Annotated in this window: 14 protein-coding genes; 6 read left to right on the forward strand and 8 right to left on the reverse strand. The window is 41.1% G+C overall.

Annotated elements, in window-relative coordinates; genetic code table 11:
* Positions 1 to 69: 69 nt before the first annotated feature.
* The 5 genes from glgP to HWQ41_RS28900 all read right to left on the reverse strand — a co-directional run bounded on the left by glgP (position 70) and on the right by HWQ41_RS28900 (position 4,794).
* Entirely contained in the window at positions 70 to 2,283 is a 2,214-nt protein-coding gene (gene glgP, locus HWQ41_RS28880; protein ID WP_292770700.1) for an alpha-glucan family phosphorylase, read from the reverse strand.
* A gap of 405 nt (positions 2,284 to 2,688) precedes the next feature.
* Positions 2,689 to 3,246 (reverse strand): peroxiredoxin, encoded by a 558-nt coding sequence (locus HWQ41_RS28885; protein ID WP_292770702.1) that lies wholly within the window; start codon positions 3,244 to 3,246, stop codon positions 2,689 to 2,691.
* 57 nt (positions 3,247 to 3,303) lie between these two features.
* The gene (gene sipA, locus HWQ41_RS28890; RefSeq protein WP_292770704.1) at positions 3,304 to 3,546 is read right to left on the reverse strand and encodes a regulatory protein SipA; all 243 of its coding nucleotides are present in this window, start codon (positions 3,544 to 3,546) and stop codon (positions 3,304 to 3,306) included.
* 138 nt (positions 3,547 to 3,684) lie between these two features.
* Complete coding sequence (locus HWQ41_RS28895) at positions 3,685 to 4,206, reverse strand: Coq4 family protein (RefSeq protein ID WP_292770706.1); 522 nt, start codon at positions 4,204 to 4,206, stop codon at positions 3,685 to 3,687.
* Positions 4,207 to 4,278: 72 nt separating this feature from the next.
* Entirely contained in the window at positions 4,279 to 4,794 is a 516-nt protein-coding gene (locus tag HWQ41_RS28900) for a P pilus assembly/Cpx signaling pathway, periplasmic inhibitor/zinc-resistance associated protein (RefSeq protein WP_292770708.1), read from the reverse strand.
* Positions 4,795 to 5,222: 428 nt separating this feature from the next.
* Here HWQ41_RS28900 and HWQ41_RS28905 point away from each other — a divergent pair, with 428 nt between their 5' ends.
* The 3 genes from HWQ41_RS28905 to HWQ41_RS28915 all read left to right on the forward strand — a co-directional run bounded on the left by HWQ41_RS28905 (position 5,223) and on the right by HWQ41_RS28915 (position 7,855).
* Positions 5,223 to 6,488 carry a sensor histidine kinase gene (locus HWQ41_RS28905; protein WP_292770710.1) on the forward strand — a complete coding sequence of 422 codons (1,266 nt, stop codon included), beginning with the start codon at positions 5,223 to 5,225 and terminating at the stop codon, positions 6,486 to 6,488.
* Positions 6,488 to 7,150 (forward strand): response regulator transcription factor, encoded by a 663-nt coding sequence (locus HWQ41_RS28910; protein WP_292770722.1) that lies wholly within the window; start codon positions 6,488 to 6,490, stop codon positions 7,148 to 7,150. Before HWQ41_RS28905 ends, HWQ41_RS28910 begins: the two co-directional genes overlap by 1 nt.
* Positions 7,151 to 7,393: 243 nt before the next feature.
* Positions 7,394 to 7,855 carry a potassium channel family protein gene (locus HWQ41_RS28915; protein WP_366931725.1) on the forward strand — a complete coding sequence of 154 codons (462 nt, stop codon included), beginning with the start codon at positions 7,394 to 7,396 and terminating at the stop codon, positions 7,853 to 7,855.
* A gap of 234 nt (positions 7,856 to 8,089) precedes the next feature.
* Here HWQ41_RS28915 and HWQ41_RS28920 read toward each other — a convergent pair whose 3' ends face one another.
* Positions 8,090 to 8,521, reverse strand: a complete 432-nt coding sequence (locus HWQ41_RS28920) for a nucleoside deaminase (RefSeq protein ID WP_292770724.1) — start codon at positions 8,519 to 8,521, stop codon at positions 8,090 to 8,092.
* 88 nt (positions 8,522 to 8,609) lie between these two features.
* Between HWQ41_RS28920 and HWQ41_RS28925 the strand changes: the two genes are divergently transcribed.
* Entirely contained in the window at positions 8,610 to 9,401 is a 792-nt protein-coding gene (locus tag HWQ41_RS28925) for an ion transporter (RefSeq protein WP_292770712.1), read from the forward strand.
* A gap of 82 nt (positions 9,402 to 9,483) precedes the next feature.
* Positions 9,484 to 10,335 (forward strand): S-formylglutathione hydrolase, encoded by an 852-nt coding sequence (gene fghA, locus HWQ41_RS28930; RefSeq protein ID WP_292770714.1) that lies wholly within the window; start codon positions 9,484 to 9,486, stop codon positions 10,333 to 10,335.
* 828 nt (positions 10,336 to 11,163) lie between these two features.
* Here the strand turns inward: fghA and modA are convergent.
* Complete coding sequence (gene modA, locus HWQ41_RS28935) at positions 11,164 to 11,958, reverse strand: molybdate ABC transporter substrate-binding protein (RefSeq protein ID WP_292770716.1); 795 nt, start codon at positions 11,956 to 11,958, stop codon at positions 11,164 to 11,166.
* Between the two features lie 94 nt (positions 11,959 to 12,052).
* On the opposite strand from modA, the gene HWQ41_RS28940 reads away from it, so the two are divergent.
* Entirely contained in the window at positions 12,053 to 12,496 is a 444-nt protein-coding gene (locus HWQ41_RS28940; RefSeq protein WP_292770718.1) for a molybdopterin-binding protein, read from the forward strand.
* 262 nt (positions 12,497 to 12,758) lie between these two features.
* Here HWQ41_RS28940 and HWQ41_RS28945 read toward each other — a convergent pair whose 3' ends face one another.
* On the reverse strand, positions 12,759 to 14,378 hold the full coding sequence (locus HWQ41_RS28945) for a cyclic peptide export ABC transporter (RefSeq protein ID WP_292770720.1): 1,620 nt from the start codon (positions 14,376 to 14,378) through the stop codon (positions 12,759 to 12,761).
* Positions 14,379 to 14,644: the final 266 nt, after the last annotated feature.

Raw genomic sequence — 14,644 nt, forward strand, 5'->3', positions numbered from 1 at the left:
CCCAGGAACGAGAGGTGATCACATTTGGTTATGTCTGTCAATGCGTAAGTCCTAGAAACTTCAAATGCTCTAAAGCAGAACTTTAGCTAAAATCGGTTCTACACTTTTAGCAATCTCTGGGACATACACCTGTGAAACGTAGTCGGCAATCATTCTGTCAGTGTTGAATAACGGCGCATTTGTCTTAATCGACGTTTTCATCATCTGCACCCAGCGGTGAGGAATACCTTGAGCATCTTGGTCATAGTATAGAGGAACGATTTCTTCTTCTAACAGCTGATAAAGCGATCGCGAATCAATCCGATCTTGCAATTCTTGATCGCTAGTATTAGCATCTTCACCAATTGCCCAACCGTTAATTCCCTTGCCATCTGGCCCTGCTTGGTAGCCTTCGCACCACCAGCCATCCAAAACACTGCAATTAAGACCGCCGTTGAAGCAGACTTTTTGCCCACTTGTACCAGACGCTTCTAAAGGACGACGGGGATTATTCAACCAAACATCCACACCTTGCACCAGTTTTTGACCAGTGTAAATGTCGTAATCTTCAATAAAGGCGACTCGGTTGATAATCCCGGAATTGTGGCACCATTCCATTAAGCGCTGGATAATCCGCTTACCTTCTTCATCGGCTGGGTGGGCTTTACCTGCAAAGATAATTTGTACTGGACGTTGAACATTGCCAAAAATCTTCAGTGCGCGTTGGGCATCGCGCAAAATCAGATCCCCGCGTTTGTAAGGGCTGAAGCGTCTGGCAAATCCAATGGTCAGCACATTGGGATCGAGTAAGCTTTCTGTTGCTTGAATGAGTTCATCATTTTCGCCACGTAACTCCCGTGATTTCTTCACCTTATAACGGGTGAAGGCAATCAGTCGTTCTTTGAGGATGAGATGCCGTGACCACAGTTCCTCGTCGGGAATCTCGTCAACTTTAGCCCACATCTTGGGATCAACGGCGCGACTTTTCCAGTCTTCTCCCAAATACTGATTATATAAGTCACCTAACAAAGGTGCAGTCCAAGTGGGTGCATGAACGCCATTGGTAATGTAACCAATTGGTACTTTGTCTTCCGATCGCTGCGGATAGAGAACTGTCCACATTTTACGGGAAACTTGACCGTGCAATTCACTCACGCCATTACAAGCACGAGACATCCGCAATGCTAAAACGGTCATCCCAAAGGGTTCCCAAGGATCGCCTAGTCGCCTTGCACCCAGTGCTAAAAATTGCTCGCGGGACAGTCGCAATTGCGGCCAATAGCTGGCAAAGAAGGAGTCTATTAAATCGGGAGAGAAGACATCATGACCGGCGGGAACGGGGGTATGGGTGGTGAATACACAACTGTTTCGCACCTTGGCTTCGATGTCATAGAAGGATTTACCAGTCCGCTCAATTTCTAGCCGCGCAATTTCCAAGGTGCAGAATGCAGCATGTCCTTCGTTGAGGTGATAGACAGAAGGTTCAATTCCCAAAGCGTGTAGGGCGCGAACACCACCAATTCCCAAAACGACTTCTTGGGCGATGCGGGTTTCCAAATTGCCACCGTATAGGTGTCCCGTCAGCCAGCGGTCAATGGGATCATTATCGTTGCGATCGCTATCTAATAAATATAATGTCACTCGCCCAACTTGCACTCGCCAGATTTGCACTTTCACAAACCGTTGGCGAACTTGTAGCTGGATAGTTAACGGTTCCCCTTGCTCATTTTTAATTAACTCCAGGGGCATCTGTCCAAAGGGGTTGTCAATATAATAATCTTCTTGCCAACCTTGGCGGTTCAAACGTTGCCGAAAATAACCTTGGCGATACAACAAGCCTACACCAACCATCGGCACACCCAAATCCGATGATGATTTCAGGTGATCCCCGGCGAGAATTCCCAAGCCGCCAGAGTAGACAGGTAGAGATTCATGGATGCCAAATTCGGCGCAAAAGTACGCAATGGGGTGGTCTTTAGATACTTGCGGTGCAACTCGACTTACCCAAGTATCTTGCTGGTTGATGTATTGGTCAAACTCACGCGCGAGGGCGGATATCTGCTTTAGGTAAAATGGGTCTTCTGCTAATTGGGTCAGACGCTCGTAGCTTGCCGATTCTAAAATTGCGACTGGATTATGCCCACAGCGTTCCCATTCTTGGGGATCAATTGTTTGGAATAGGGAGATGCGATCACCACTCCAACTCCACCAGTAGTTATAAGCCAAATCTGCCAAACGCTTGAGCGGCAAAGGTAACTTTTCACTCAAGCGTCGTGCTGCGGTGATTGCACTGCTATTAGCCATACTAAATCCATGTCCTCGCGCTTAACTTTTTCTCTATTTCACTGATCATCTGCTCGCAATCGATTCCTCTTCAGGTTTATTACACCGGAGTCTTCATTTATGAATCCTCCCCTGAAGTCAGAGCAGTTTATCGACATCAAACCTTATCCAAGTGAATGGTTTTTATTGTTTTTGTCTTCTAAAGATTATCTCTGCTTTTAGACAGGTTTGATATTTTTTTATGTCAAATTCATTTACATTATTTTAAATTATTTGTTTTCTTGTTAATATTATTTAATAATTTTTCTGCAAATAACTAAAATTATTAGTACAGCATTTCATTAATTCGTAGCGAATTCTATTCGCCTAATACTTTACAAACAACCTCTAAGCCAGGGAGGCGAATCCCTAACTTAGGCTAATCGTCTAAGAAGCTACGGACTGTAATTTTTCTAGTCGTGTCAGCACTTCTGAACTGTGAATAGTTGGGTTGACTTTGACAAAAGTCTCGCGCAAGACGCCCTGAGGATCGATGATAAAACTGTGACGCATAGATAAAAAGCCGAGCCACGAACCGTAAGTTTTACTCACTGAACCATCAGTGTCAGCCAACAGCGGGAATTTTAGTCCCTCTGAATCACAAAATTTGGCGTGGGAATCAATGTCATCAGCACTGATGCCAATAATCTGAGCGTTTTTTTCGAGGTATTGGGGTAAGTCTTGCTGAAAACGACGAGCTTCTATAGTACAACCAGAGGTGAAGTCTTTAGGATAAAAGTAGAGGACTAGCCACTTACCGCGCAAGTCAGAGAGGGAAATTTTGCCATCACCTGTGTTGGTTGGCAAAGTAAACTCCGGTGCGGGTTGATTAATTGCAGGAAGTTTACCACCAAGAGCATCAGCAGCAAGGGTAAAATTCAGCCAGCTGATGACAGAAATACAGCTGGCAAATAATATGCTTAAAAAAGTGCGGCGGGAAATCATGGTGCAAACCAGAATCACAACTTTACACAAGTTTACAATTATTGGATGCGAGAAATCTCACTCTAAGTGAGATTCGGGAGGAGTATCTGTGCTTTCGATGTATTGACTATCTAGGAGAAAGGCTCCCCTAGCGAAGCGAATACCCCAATATCCACCGGGTCTGCGGTCAACGATTATACCCTCTTCGCCAATGTGAATTACATCGGGTGGGCGCAGCATAGGCATAGGTTCAGCAGTTTTGACGTAGGCTGGTAGTGCCACAACACGGACTTTACTACCAATTGCGAATTCTTTGGACATCTTAATCAAGCTAGGAGTTTTGAATTAACTCATAACTCATAACTAGCTTGAAAGTCTACTAAATTGGGCATGGGAATAAATAGGGAAAGGGAAAGGGGATGAAGTTTTTCCCCTTTCCCATCTTCTGCAAGAAGTCTATTAATTTTTGACTATGGAAAACAATACCTGGACATCAGTCAAGGGTAAGTGCCAGAGTAATTCTGGTTGCCAAGTATCTGGGTCAAGGTGAGAGTGACAACCGCGTTGGTATGCTTGCCAGAGTCTGTCCCAGGTAAATTGTTGTTGAGAATTTAAGTTTTTATGGATGACTCGCAACAGTCCTAGCCCCAGCATCAAGTTAGTTATGCTAAATTTGGTTCCTAATAAAAATGCCTGTACTTCTGCTTCACCAATGAAGTCTGTGCCATAGCCTGTGAGGACGTGAACCCCGTGATGGAGTTGTTTACGGCGGCTACCTGTAGTGAAGGGTTTTAAATTGTGTTCATTGAGGAAATTTGCCCAAGTTCTGCCAAAAGTGCCAGTAGGGAGCAAACGCAATTTCTCTATTTCCACAATTTGGGGAACATCTCGCCCCTCTGCTTCAGCGATGCGATCAAGCAAATTTAAAACCTGTTGCAGGCGAGGAGCGGGATTTGGGTAAGCAGTAACCGGTTGCATCATAATCTATCTTGGAATGAGATGGGCAGCACTGCCCACCTCAGACTTATTAAGTATTTTTTGAAAGATTGGAGATTATCCGGGATTGCTTTGTTGACGATTTTGATGCCATTGCTGTATTTGTTGCTGCTGTGCAGGGGTCAAGACTGCTTTAATCTGTTCTTTCTCTGACTTCCGAAGTGCTTTTATTTGCTCTTTCTGTGCTTCACTCAGATTTAACTTAGCAAAACCACCTTTTCCGCCACGATGATGACGATTCTGACCTTGACCTGGTTGCTGTTGACCTGTTTGCCCCTGAGCCTTACGCGCTTGCCACTCAGCCCGACGCGCTTGTTTCGCTGTCTCGAACTGTGTTTTTTGGTCTGGGGTGAAAACGTTATCTTCAATTTGCTTCCAGGTATTTTCGTGAATTGTCTTAATTTGGGCTTTTTGTATACTTGTTAGACCCAAGTTTTTCCAAGGGCCTCCTTGGGTATTTTGTGCAAGTAGCACGGGTGAAGGAGAAGCTGTTTGGGCGTTAACAGCAAAGGAGGTTGCGGTTAAAGTTAAGGCGATCGCACCAGCAACTAGCGATAATACTTTGAGTTTCATGACTTGTCTCGTGGTTTTTCCTGGTTGGATGCCACTATCATAAGAACTAATCTTCAGTAGTCACATGAGGAGAAAGTCATGGTTCTACCCATGACTTTAGTCATGATTCAATTTTGACAAACATGATTGACAATAAATAGTTAGGAGTGGGGAGTTAAGAGACGCGATTAATCGCGTCTGTATAGGAGTTAGGAGTTTGGAATAATGAAGATTTTTATTATGATTAATTTATATAGCAATTCTATCTGAGTTGTGAAAATTGTTTTTCTATCCGGCATTTATTCTTAATTCCTCACTCAGCGAAAAGTTTAAACGCCGGAAGCTGCCGCTCAAATATTCGTAACTTCTAACCCTTAACTTTTAACTCCTAACTCCTGTACAGACGCGATTAATCGCGTCTCTAATTCATCACTGGAGCGAAGCAACTGATGAGTCGTCTAATTCAAATTAAGAAACATCCTTTTCCGTCTCTGCTTTATCTGGAGTGGACACTACTAGCGATTACTGTATTGACAGCAGTTATACCACCTCCGTTACGGCAATTTCGTCATAAGATGCCAGAACTATCAATTTGTGGTGTATTTCCAGACTTGTCAGTTTGTAACATATTGCCACAACTGTCAATTTATAGTCTGATTATTTTTGCCTTAATGGGCTTAAGATTACCCAGGAGTAACCAGATAATTAAGGTACTCTACACAGCCATTGAAATTTTAATGATTTTAATGACTGGACTATTTGGTGAGAGATATGCTCGCCTTTTCCCATTTCTATACATAATTTTAGTTACTCGCAGTTGTCTAATTTTTCACTTACCTGGGCGTTTATTAGTTACAACTTTATCATTTACCTTATTTTTATTTACTACACAACTCAAATACCAGTTATTCAATTTTCAAGCATCACCACAAGCACAAGAACGATCTCGATTTCTGAGCTTGAATTGGTCGCTGGGATTTGGCTTAAGTTTAGTTTTTGTGTTGTTGATGATGAATGCAGTATTATCTGAACGGCACAGTCGAGAAAAGCTAGCGATCGCTAACGAAAAGCTCCGTCAATATGCCATGCGAATTGAAAATCAAGCGACCTTAGAAGAACGTAACCGCATTGCTCGTGAAATTCATGATTCATTAGGACACTCTTTGACTGCTTTAAATCTGCAATTAGAAACTGCTTTAAAACTGTGGCAATCTAACCCAATTAAGGCTGAAACATTTCTAGCAACAGCAAAAGAATTAGGTTCAAAAGCGCTAAAAGATGTCCGTCAATCTGTTTCTACTATGCGTTCTAATCCCTTACAAGACCAATCTTTAGAACGGGCGATCGCTAGTCTTTCAGAAAATTTTCATCGCTCAAATGGCATCTTACCAATTTATCAAATTAACATTGAGTATTCTCTACCACCTGAAATCAACACTGCTATTTATCGCATTACTCAAGAATCCTTGACAAATATCTCTAAATATGCAAAAGCAACAGAGATTAAACTAGAACTTACTACGACGAGAGGAAATTTACGATTGATAATTCAGGATAATGGTAGAGGTTTTGATTTAGGGCAAAATACTACTGGTTTTGGACTTCATAGTATGCGCGATCGCACTTTAGCACTAGGCGGTGAGTTTAATATTAACAGTACTCCTGGTTCTGGTTGCAAAATTACAGTTAATATTCCCTTAACAAGGTTGACATGATGATTAAAGTTTTGCTGGTAGATGACCAAAGTTTAATTCGTCAAGGATTAAAAGCGTTATTGGAACTAGAAGCAGATATAGAGATAGTAGGAGAAGCAGAAAACGGTGAACAAGCGATTAATTTAGTTGCGGAATTTCAGCCAGATGTAGTATTGCTAGATATCAGAATGCCGATTATGGATGGAGTTGCAGCCACGCGGGAAATTAAAAAACGTTTTGTCAAAACTAAGATTTTAGTACTGACGACTTTTGATGATGATGAATATGTGTCAGCAGCATTGCAAAATGGAGCAATGGGTTATTTATTGAAGGATACACCTTCAGAAGAATTAGCTGTTGCTATTCGTGCCGTTCATAAAGGATATACTCCACTAGGCCCAGGAATAGTTAAAAAATTGTTGACTCAGTTTTCTCATCCTACACCAACCCAGTCACTGCCTGTACCATCTAGTTTAGCTGAACTTACTCCTAGAGAAAAAGAGGTTTTGCAGTTAATTGCTACAGGCGCTAGTAACCGAGAAATTGCTCACCAACTCTACATTTCTGAGGGGACAGTAAAAAATCATGTTACAAATATTTTAAACAGGTTAAATTTACGCGATCGCACTCAAGCTGCAATTTGGGCGAATACATATTTATCCTATTTAAATGAGCCAAGTTAAATAATTCAATCCACATTCCGCAGGTGCGATGACAAAGTACAGTTATAAGCTTGTAACAAGAAAACTGTCGAAATATACTGAGTCAATATATGTAAAAATAGAAACATCCGTAATCATGCGGTTTGGTATCAATATTTCTCCAAGCATAATTGAGGTAATCAGGAAACTGATTGAGAACAATCTGTTTAACCAGTCCCACTAAGACTTAAGGGTTGTTCACCAGACTCCACCTATCAAACAGATATGCAAGATTTATTGCCAAAAGAACGAAGATTTTCATTCGGTAGTATCAGCACTAAAGATTGGCTGATTTTTGCGCGAATATTATTGACATTATTTATATTAGTTATGATTATTCTTATTTGCTCTGTTTTAATTTATCACTTCGAGCATCCGCGTGATTCTACAAAGTTTTTGACACGTTTAGATGCGCTTTATTTTACTGTTGTCACAATGACAACTGTAGGATTTGGCGACGTTGCTCCAACTTCTCAACCAGGGCGTTTTCTAACAGTAGTGATGATTTTGATAGGAATTACATTAATTCCTTGGCAAGTAGCGAATTTAATTAATCTAGTATTCAAAACTGCTAATCAAATAGAAACAGATTGTTTCGGTTGTGGTTTGGCTTTCCACGATGTAAATGCTGGGTTTTGTAAAATGTGTGGAGCTAAATTACCTAACTTAAATAGTAAGATTATGTAATATAGCAATCCTAAATCAGTTACGAACAAAAAGATCCCTGACTTCTTCAAGAAGTCGGGGATCTTAGCCTCTCGGTGGAGAGCAAATCAAATGGGATTGCTATATGAGAATCAGATTATCATTTGTCAATATTTACTTATACAGTAGAGAGAAGAGTTCAAATGCGCGATAATAAAGAATAGCCTAGCTAATTTTCCTTTAGAGAATTTCATAAATCATTTATGACTGCTATATCTAAGATAATTTAAATAACTCCAAACATTCATTTTTTAAAACGCCTTTTGTAACTTTGATGTTTCTAAATGACTTAGCGATCACTTCTTCGCAAGATATATTAATTTGTGATTGATTTACCGAGATTAAATCTTGAATTGAAGCACCATATACAATTTCTGATAACCCACTCCAAACACAAGCAGTTGCACACATCGGGCAAGGTTCGCCAGTTGTATATATGCTATAACCTTCTAAAGAAGGGTTTTTTAGTTTAGCTGTTAAACTGCGAATGGCGTTGATTTCCGCATGGGCTGATGGATCGTTGTCTCTGCTCACAGTATTATGAGCTACGGCCATGATTTCGTTATCTTTAACAATCACTGCACCGTAAGGCGCATCGCCTTCTTTTGCTTCTGCTAATGCTAAACGCATAAAATATTCTGGGTTCATATAAGCTGGGGTTAACATAAGGATAATGGTTAATAATATCGTATTTCTAATGCTATAACTGGGAATTAAGCTTAATTAATGGTCGAATATGTTACTGAGCAGACAAGAAACAGAATTTTACTTAAAAGACCTAGAAACACCAATAGGTAAAGCGATTAATTTAACACTTGCCGCTTTGGTACTATTATCATCAGGAATTTTTGTAGCAGAAACTTATAATATTCCTGATTCTGTGCGGTTTAAGTTGAATCTAGTCGATACTGCCATCGTGATCATCTTCGCGGTGGAATATTCACTCCGCCTGTGGAGTGCGGAAAACAAAATTAAGTATATTTTTAGCTTTTATTCGATTATTGACTTAATAGCAATTTTGCCATTCTTTCTAGGAATGATGGATATTAGCTTTATCCGCCTACTCAGATGGTTTCGGATTTTACGATTAATCAGATTTATAGATAGGAAATTTTTATTCGCCAGTGTCAGTACCGAAGATGGAATGATTTTTACGCGAATCTTATTTACATTATTTGCAATTGTTTTTATTTATTCTGGCTTAATTTATCAAGTAGAGCATCCGGTTAATCCTCAAAATTACGGTACATTTTTGGATGCCTTTTATTTCTCTGTTGTCACAATGACAACTGTAGGATTTGGCGATGTTATTCCAATTTCTGAATTAGGGCGCTTGCTAACAGTATTGATGATTTTTACCGGAATTGCGCTGATTCCTTGGCAAGTGGGAGATTTAATTAAGCGAGTGGTGAAAACTGCTAATCAGGTAGAAACAGTTTGTTCAGGTTGTGGTTTGGCTTTCCATGATGTAGATGCTGGGTTCTGTAAAAGGTGCGGGACTAAGTTAGCTAGTCGCAGGGTTGATTGAGACGCGATCGCTACCTGCATAATATTAATTCAGGGTAAAATAATCTTTCTCCGGCAGTCGCTCAGGAAAGAGAATATAACCAATGCCTAACCTCAACCTCCTTTCAGAATATAAAAGCTTTGGTGGCAAACTCGGCTTTTACAGTCATCACTCCTTCACCTGTAACGGTGAAATGCGCTTTGCTGTCTATCAACCACCACAAGCAACTCAAAAACCTGTGCCGATTCTCTATTTCCTCTCTGGATTGGCTTGCACGGAAGAGAATTTTATGGTAAAGGCGGGAGGGGCGCAGCGCTACGCGGCTGAGTACGGTTTGATATTGGTTGCACCAGATACGAGTCCGCGTCAAAGTGGCATTGCAGGTGAGGATGATGACTGGGACTTTGGCACAGGTGCGGGCTTTTATGTTGATGCTACAGAGGAACCGTGGCGTGAACATTACCAAATGTATAGTTATGTCGTCCAGGAATTACCTGCTTTAATTACCGCAAACTTCCCCACCAACCCGGATAAACAAGGCATTTTCGGTCATTCGATGGGGGGACATGGGGCGCTAGTCTGTGCGTTAAGAAATCCAGAACTCTACAAATCAGTATCAGTCTTTGCACCTATTACTGCACCTATGGGTTGTCCTTGGGGTGAAAAGGCTTTCAGTGGTTATCTTGGCAGTAATCAAGAAAGTTGGCGTGCTTATGATGCTAGTGAATTAGTCAAAAAAGTAGGATATCACAGTCCAATTCTCATTGACCAAGGGACTGCTGATAAATTTTTAGCTGAACAATTACTGCCAGAGGTGTTTGAGCAAGCTTGTGCAGATGTTAACCAGCCGCTAAACTTGCGTTACCAACAAGGCTATGACCACAGTTATTATTTCATCGCTAGTTTTATTGAAGATCATATCCGCCACCATGCGATCGCTTTAGGAGTTAAGTGACCAAATAATTACAAGTTTCCTAATTACAGCAGCTTTCATTTATTTCAACTACATCTATGGATTGGGGCTGATGGGTTAGACTCCCTATCAATTCGCCAACAGTCTCATTAAGTAGAGCGGCGTGAATAATTCAAGGTTTGTAGTAAGGACTTTAGTCCTAATTTGAGGACTGGAGCCGCTCTCTGCGAGACGCTTTGCGAACACTACGAACACATCTCAAGATTTTTTACATTACTTAATCTACTTTGATATCATGTCCGACTTAATACTTATGTCATTGCGAGGGTCGCGTGGCAATCCCAAACCTTTGCGATTGCAACTCTTGGAGACGCTACGCGAACATTCCACTTCTCTACGAGACGCAAGCGCGAACGTTGCATTCGCAATGACATATCGTAAGTGATTTGCCGAACTTGATATGATTTATTCTCACCTACTTACTTATATTCGCCCAATACTTTTAAAACATCCTCTTTGCTCGACTTTATCCAAAATTAAGAACTTGGTTTTATTTATCCGGCAAAAACCCTGGCTTTTTAGCAAATACTTTTTCCACGTCACAGATTGTCGATGAAGTTCAAAAAGTAAAACTAACGTCCCACAGAGGTTTCAGCTTAGGCGTTCGTGCTACGACTCCGCAGGAGTATCGCGTTGCGAAAAAAATGGTTAACAATTCAAAATTCAAAATTCAAAATTAAAGACATTTTCAGACGGCGATTTAAACCCCGACTGAAAATGACGCTACCTGTAGAGGTAGGGGTCTTAAACCCTTTGATTTACGATAAAGTAGAGCTTAGGCTAAGGCGTATAATTTGCTCTGTTTAGCTATTAACGCACAATAAACCCATCTTTTTTGAGTACAGCTTTAACTTCACTGCCAGATAGAAACTCGACAAACTCTTTGGCAGCAGAAGTATTTTTACTGCTTTTAATTATTGCTACCGGATAGACAATCGGTGAGTGAAACTTATCGTCAGCAGCGACTACGACTTTTACTTTGTTGGAAATTTTGGCATCAGTGGCATAAACTAAACCCGCTTCGGCGTTACCACTTTCTACTGCTGCCAAAACTTGACGCACATTGTTAGCAAAGACCAATTTTGACTTGACTCGATCATAAAGTTTCAATTTCTTTAAGACTTGTTCCCCATATTGACCGGCGGGTACACTTCTAGGTTCACCGATCGCAATTTTTTTAATCTTACTATCTGTTAAATCGTAGAAGCTACTGATGCCAACAACATCCTGAGCCACAATTAAGACTAGACGGTTATTTGCCAGGTTAGTACGGCTACCTGGTAGCAACAGTCCTTTTTCTTCCAAGGCATCCATTTGCTTTTTGCCAGCAGAAATAAAGATATCTGCTGGCGCACCTTGCTCAATCTGTTGCTGTAAGGCACCAGAAGCCCCAAAGTTATAACTAAGGTTGACATCTGATTTACTTTGTTGGTATAGAGGCTTAATTTCTTCCAGTGCCTCTTTTAAGCTGGCAGCTGCGGACACAAGTATGCTGGTGTTCGACTGTGCTATTACAGGAGAAGGAGTAACCAACGGTAAACCAATTGTTAGCAGTAAGCCAGCAACTGCTATACCCAGAAAGGCAAAAATTTGTCTTCTTTTCATAAAAAAAGTGCTTGAGAGGTTTTTTTACTAGAATTGATGCTAGGTAGAATCGTAACAATAATACCAAGATTTTCCCAACTATATCGGTAAAATTATGCCTAGAAAAGAACAAGGGTGGGTCACATTCCAAACCTCAGAAGAGGAGCGAAAGATTTTGGAAGAGTTTTGTGGCCAGTCTCAGCGAACCAAGACCGAGATTCTTCGGGAATTGGTACGTGGTCTTAATCAACACTCTTCACCATCCAATTCGCTACCAACCATAAACAGAGAAGAAGAGGATATCTACACTCAAAAGTCTGAGATAGAAATTAGTATTCAAAAAAAACCACTCAAAGTTAGCTCCCGCAATATTCTCAAGGGTGTTGTTAAACGAGTTGTCACCGGAGCCGTTAATAGTGAGGTGACGCTGGAGATTGTTCATAAAGTTGTGTTAACTTCGATTATCACCAGAGTATCGGTAGAAGAGTTGGGTTTGTCTGAAGGGAAAGAGGCTTATGCCGTTATTAAGTCCAACGATATAGTTATTGCCAGCGAATAAGCTGTGGCCGCTTTTCTTACAGCAATTTTCGTCTTAAATAGACCATGCGGTAGGGGCACAGTAAAAAGGGCGGTTAGAAACCGCGTCTACACGAGGCTTTACCCACCTCCGTGGGTTAAGAACTCTTAATTTTGCATTAGTCCAGGTCGCTGGACTTTGTTTGTGTAGCCGCGAATTCTATTCGCCAGGGCTGAAGTTGACACCAATGAGCATTGCTGTGCCCCTACAACATATAGCTCTGCATTAACCCATCAGTGAGAGGTTAAGTTTTGTCATACTCTATTTGTCCATAGTCAAGTTTGATAATTCGGTTTGCTAAATGAAAATAGCGATCATCGTGGCTAATCACCAGCACTGTTTTGCCCCGCGATCGCAGTTCTGGTAAAAGTTGAGTGTAGAATATTTCTTTGAATACTGGATCTTGATCGGCTGCCCATTCATCAAATAGATAAATTGGTCGATCTTCTAAATAGGCAGTGAGTAAAGCTAGCCGTTTACGTTGTCCTTGAGAAAGTGCTGTGGTGGAAAGTTGCCCATTTTCAACTTTCACCTTATGGTCTAGTTGCAGTTGCTTTAAATATTTTGTGGCTTGAGCATCCAAGTGAGAATTTTTTAATCCTAAAAGTTCTTCAAATAAATAAAAGTCGGAAAATACCACGGAAAAATGCTGGCGATACCATTCTCGGTTCTGTTCACTAATTAACTCGTCATCAAACCAAATTTCGCCGTTATCAGGGATATAAAGTCCAGTAATTAGTTTCGCTAATGTAGATTTACCGCTACCATTCCCGCCGACAATAAAGACTAATTCTTGAGGATAAAGTGTTAGGTCGATAGGGCCAAAAATAAAGCTATTGTCTTCTTTAACTGTGTCGTAAGTGTGGGTAACACTTTGAAATTTCAAGCTGTGCCAGTCAGATTTAATCGCAGGTGGAACAGTGGATATTTCAGTTCGACTAGCTAGAGATAAACCCAGTGACTCGATTTTTTGCAAGGCAATGGTGGCTTTGCTTAATAGGGGAAGTTTGCTGATGATGTTATCCATTGGTAACACCAAGTAAGTGAAGGTCAAAATGTAGCCAGAGAGAGTTTCGCTATTGATGGCAAGCAGATTAGGCAGCACAAACAGTACAAAACCGAGGGCAAAAAAGAATACGAGTTGACCCCAGCTTGTAGTTATGGCAAAAAGGGTTAGACCGTTAACGTTGTGATGACGGAACTCGGTAGCAGTTGATTGCAGTTTTTCTTCTAAAAAGTCTTCACGCCGCCTGTAGTTTAGTTTGAGTTCCTTGACTCCTTCGGTAATGGTGCGAAAATGTTTAAATAGATGATCTTCATCTTCACGAGCTAGAGCCAGCAATTTTCCTCCTCTGTTGAGTAGCCACTGACAACTAGCGATCGCTATTACTGAAATCCCACAAACCATTAGCAATACTAACCAAGAGAGCCAAGTTATATACGCTATGCAACCCAAAACGATCGCTAAATTAATAAAGATGAAAGGCATCTGATAAACAGCATTAGCAACCGCCTGAATATCCTCTGTGAGAGTTGCCAATAATCGAGGATTCCCTAAGCGTTCCAGATGACTCAACTTTGAAGCGAGAATTTGGCGACTCAAACCCATCTGTAATTTCAAAACTGCATTCTGAGAAAGGCGAATCAGCATCACTTGGGAAATGATACTGGTAATCAGTGCAACTATTGCTAGCCCCGCAAAACCCCAAATTATCGATGTCAGCCGGGAAGCGGAACTGTTACTACCAGCATGGCTAATTAAGGCAATCAAGCCAGCACTACTACCGCCACTCAAGAATCCAGTAGCGATCGCGATCGCTACCATGCCCCACGAAGAACGCACTAACCATCGTAAAATCAACACTTTCAGCCTTTATTCTCTCTCAAATGCTCATCATCCGATGCTCAAAAGTTTTATTTCCAGTAGTTGAACACAACAATTAAGCATCACCCTGAAAAACTAATAGGTCAGATTTCGGCACCTGGTAGATTTGACGCAATTGTTTAATTGTACTATCAGACTAAGCTTTCACGTTAAGTTGACACCAATGCAGAGCTAGCTGTACGCCCCTACCTATAGCGTTTCCTAATCACATGAGGTACATCTTAGCCCCCTCTCGAAGAGCGGGG

This window comes from Nostoc sp. NOS(2021), assembly GCF_017115025.1.
In the GTDB taxonomy this organism is placed as follows: domain Bacteria; phylum Cyanobacteriota; class Cyanobacteriia; order Cyanobacteriales; family Nostocaceae; genus Nostoc.

Bases quoted from the DNA above. Each gene is read 5' to 3' on its own strand.
- glgP (WP_292770700.1), bottom strand. From the start codon at position 2,283: ATGGCTAATAGCAGTGCAATCACCGCAGCACGACGCTTGAGTGAAAAG.
- HWQ41_RS28885 (WP_292770702.1), bottom strand. From the start codon at position 3,246: ATGATTTCCCGCCGCACTTTTTTAAGCATATTATTTGCCAGCTGTATT.
- sipA (WP_292770704.1), bottom strand. From the start codon at position 3,546: ATGTCCAAAGAATTCGCAATTGGTAGTAAAGTCCGTGTTGTGGCACTA.
- HWQ41_RS28895 (WP_292770706.1), bottom strand. From the start codon at position 4,206: ATGATGCAACCGGTTACTGCTTACCCAAATCCCGCTCCTCGCCTGCAA.
- HWQ41_RS28900 (WP_292770708.1), bottom strand. From the start codon at position 4,794: ATGAAACTCAAAGTATTATCGCTAGTTGCTGGTGCGATCGCCTTAACT.
- HWQ41_RS28905 (WP_292770710.1), top strand. From the start codon at position 5,223: ATGAGTCGTCTAATTCAAATTAAGAAACATCCTTTTCCGTCTCTGCTT.
- HWQ41_RS28910 (WP_292770722.1), top strand. From the start codon at position 6,488: ATGATTAAAGTTTTGCTGGTAGATGACCAAAGTTTAATTCGTCAAGGA.
- HWQ41_RS28915 (WP_366931725.1), top strand. From the start codon at position 7,394: ATGCAAGATTTATTGCCAAAAGAACGAAGATTTTCATTCGGTAGTATC.
- HWQ41_RS28920 (WP_292770724.1), bottom strand. From the start codon at position 8,521: ATGAACCCAGAATATTTTATGCGTTTAGCATTAGCAGAAGCAAAAGAA.
- HWQ41_RS28925 (WP_292770712.1), top strand. From the start codon at position 8,610: ATGTTACTGAGCAGACAAGAAACAGAATTTTACTTAAAAGACCTAGAA.
- fghA (WP_292770714.1), top strand. From the start codon at position 9,484: ATGCCTAACCTCAACCTCCTTTCAGAATATAAAAGCTTTGGTGGCAAA.
- modA (WP_292770716.1), bottom strand. From the start codon at position 11,958: ATGAAAAGAAGACAAATTTTTGCCTTTCTGGGTATAGCAGTTGCTGGC.
- HWQ41_RS28940 (WP_292770718.1), top strand. From the start codon at position 12,053: ATGCCTAGAAAAGAACAAGGGTGGGTCACATTCCAAACCTCAGAAGAG.